This window comes from Rhizobium atlanticum (assembly GCF_030182485.1).
In the GTDB taxonomy this organism is placed as follows: Bacteria; Pseudomonadota; Alphaproteobacteria; order Rhizobiales; family Rhizobiaceae; genus Rhizobium.
The window spans coordinates 1-2,932 of the sequence record NZ_JAQJCJ010000068.1 but is presented as its reverse complement, the minus strand read 5'-3'; the positions used below and the strand labels follow the sequence as shown (position 1 = coordinate 2,932).

Below are 2,932 nucleotides of genomic sequence, written 5' to 3'. Positions count from 1 at the left end.
TTGTCAAAAGCATCCTTGACCGGCTTTGAGATTTCCTCCACCGCCCTGCTTGAGAGCACCCGGACTTCCTTGGCGTGCTGCAAACTTGTCTCAACGCGCTTGCGGAAAAAGGTCGACTGCTGTTCGAGGATCTGCGACGGCGAATTCGCGCCCAGCAAAGCTTGCAAATGTGAGAAGCTGGCCTCGGCGTCGGCCTGCAGTGCAGCGATCGTCTTCCACCACAATTCGTTGCCGAATAGACTTGTCGTTTCGAGGATCGGAGGCAGCATTTTCTGTGTCGCTTCAGCGCCGGACGCAAGTTTCAAAAGAGCCTCTGTCACCTTCTTGTTCCCCTTTTCAACAGATGCGCCGAACTGATCTGGCACCTTGAGCGACGATGACCCCGGGTTTTCGATCGTTTCAAAGGATCTTTCGGAAATCTTGGTCATTGCATTTTCCTTCTCTTTGAGTTGGTTGCAAGCTGTGACATCGGGATTGACCCTTCCGCCGGCGGATGCATGGCCGCTTGGTAGAACGCGGATCCGATGACGAACGGTCAGGTGGCCTCCGTTCCGTTCGTTTCATGAACCGGCATCATGCAGACTGCTTTCTGCCGCTTGTAACCAGGGATCAGCAAACACCATGCCAACTGCTCCGACGCGCCAAGAAGATGATTTTCTTTTATCAATGGGCGGGTTGAGGGCAGGTTGATGTGTATTTGACGGAGAGACCGGCGAACAAAACGTTCCAATCACGACAAACCTGACAAAAGTGGCGGATGCCCGACATTTGCGAGAAATGTCGACGGTTGCGCTGGGGACAAGGGAATTAGCATGTAATTCAACCGCGCTCAGGATCGTCCTGTGTCGGATCGTATTGAGCCTGCGGGGTGGAAAGTGGCGTTGCGGTCCTCGCCGCAAGTGCCTCCGTCAGCTGCGCACTGGTGCTTACCTTGACGGTCAGCTTGCGCGAGACATTGCGTGCAATTGCAGTGCCTTCTTTGCACCGGCCGCCATTGATTAGAACCGCCGCATCCGCGGATCAGGCATGGGACACGAACGGCACGATCTGTGGCGATCCAATCGCGGGGCATCTGCCTTGGCAACCGGATAAGTTCATCGCCGAGGGCGACGAGACAGCGATCGCCACTTCGCGCTTTTAAAAAAGTCCTATTGAAAGAAGCGACGAACTAGCCACCATCGCAGCGCTAACTTTGTGGATGGAATGCCACACGAAGTAACTACGTTCGTTCGTTTGCGCAGACGACGAGCAGCAGGAGACAACAAACGATCTGAAGGTAACAGCGTTGACTTGTTCGCGAGATCACGCAGTAACCTTGTCTGCCGCGACATGGGTCTGACAGTTCTTCGGGCAGACGCGCGCGCAGGCGCCGCAACCAATGCAGCGGCCGGCCTCATCGACAACCATGATCATACGATTGAGCTCGCCATCGAAGTCTTCCTCCTCGTCGTCGCAGATGCCGAGGATTTCACCCGCTTCACCGACGCCATAGAGGTGCATGACTTCGCGAGAGCAGGCTTTGAAGCATCGGCCACAGCCGATGCAGGTTGTAGCATCGATGCAGGTCAGGTACTCCGGCACCCAGCTGGAGCCGTCGCGCGTGACGAAAGGGCCAGTCATCGTGAATTCTCCAATGCAGCGAGCTCTTCCTTCGCAGCGTTCAACTCGGCGAAGGCGTCGAACGTCTCTCCTGCAATGGTCTTGATTCTAGCCCAATTAATCGGAAGGTCCTCGGCAAGATCGTGCAACTCCATCTTCGCAGCGGCGGCGCGGGACTGCAGCTTGCGGACCTTCTTCAGCTGCTCCACAATGTCTGACATGATCTCTTTCCTCGAAAATTGATTTCATGATGCCCGCGCCACGTCGGGATAGGTTTCGATAACTTCAATAGCGTCATCGACCATTTTCGTGCCGGTCTCGGCGAGCTTGCCTAGCGTCTCAAAGCCGAACCGGTGGACATCGCGCAGGGTCTTCGACAGAACGACCAACCGTCCAGTCGTGAAAAGCAAGCGGCCGAAGCCCTCATGGCCGATCGTCATGATCGGCGATGCCAACAGGCCTGTGCACTCTTCGATCACAAGCCCCACGCAACTGTAAAAATTCTGTAGCCTCCACAGCACATCAGGATCCGGATCGCCTATGATCGGGATCTTACGGCGCTGCTCCTTGGTGAGGATGAAGTCGGCCAGCAGGTCAGCGTCCGATTTGCCTTCCCACGCCCCATGGGCATCCTGAGCGCGGATGAGCCTTATCAGGCATCTGAGAAAAGGGGTGGCGAGATCCCCATCTTCGTTGACAGCAGGGCCATTCGTACTTCCTGTCAATGTACCCATTTCTTAGTCCTCCTCATCGAAAGGCTTCTTTTCAATGGCGCCTGCTTCGGTCAGCGCCGTGAAGCTCGTGCGCCAGAGCGTTGGACCTGAGGAAGCCGATCCGCGATTGTCCCAGGAATTGCCCTCACAGCCGAGAGGCCCATGGATCAGGTGCGCGACGTCGGTGATCGGCTGCAGCACGATCTTGGCGCCATCGAAAGCGCATCCGCCGGCTGCCGCCCCGGGGATCAGCGGCTTCGAACAGCCGTTTTTGCGCGCCTTGGAATCCTTGCTGCGGTTCTTCTCGCAGGCAGGCTCGTCGAAGACATCCTGGACTTTAGCATTGAGCAAGGGCATTGCGGTCTCCAAGTTCAGATGAAGGCGGCCGGCCTCACAAGGCCGACCGCCGCCGCTCCTAGCGGGTCAGGTCGTAAGAATAGTCCGTCACACCCGGCTCGCTCGTCTCGCGATCGAGCTTGTCGAAGATCTTGTCGAGGATCGTCGTCAGGACGCGCAGGCCGCCTTGGTAGCCCATGAGCGGGAAACGGTGGTGATGGTGCCGGTCGAATATCGGAAAGGTCAGCCGGATCAATGGGGTGCCGGTGTCGCGCTCGAGATAC

At 57.0% G+C, this 2,932-nt stretch carries 5 protein-coding genes and 1 pseudogene; all 6 read right to left on the bottom strand.

Translation table 11 applies throughout. The features are described 5' to 3' along the window. Positions 1-428, bottom strand: a 428-nt coding sequence (locus tag PH551_RS32660; protein ID WP_285196395.1) for a phasin, incomplete at its 3' end; no start/stop codon positions are given. 874 nt (positions 429-1,302) lie between these two features. Beyond that, on the bottom strand, positions 1,303-1,620 hold the full coding sequence (fdxB, locus tag PH551_RS32655) for a ferredoxin III, nif-specific (protein ID WP_004677870.1): 318 nt from the start codon (positions 1,618-1,620) through the stop codon (positions 1,303-1,305). Further along, positions 1,617-1,820 (bottom strand): CCE_0567 family metalloprotein, encoded by a 204-nt coding sequence (locus PH551_RS32650; protein WP_009991124.1) that lies wholly within the window; start codon positions 1,818-1,820, stop codon positions 1,617-1,619. Before PH551_RS32650 ends, fdxB begins: the two co-directional genes overlap by 4 nt. Before the next feature lie 24 nt (positions 1,821-1,844). Further along, complete coding sequence (locus PH551_RS32645) at positions 1,845-2,333, bottom strand: NifX-associated nitrogen fixation protein (RefSeq protein WP_004679071.1); 489 nt, start codon at positions 2,331-2,333, stop codon at positions 1,845-1,847. Between the two features lie 33 nt (positions 2,334-2,366). Further along, positions 2,367-2,669, bottom strand: a pseudogene (locus tag PH551_RS32640) (nitrogenase component 1); the annotation flags it as partial. A gap of 58 nt (positions 2,670-2,727) precedes the next feature. Next, positions 2,728-2,932, bottom strand: a 205-nt coding sequence (locus PH551_RS32635) for a nitrogenase component 1 (protein WP_281420129.1), incomplete at its 5' end; no start/stop codon positions are given.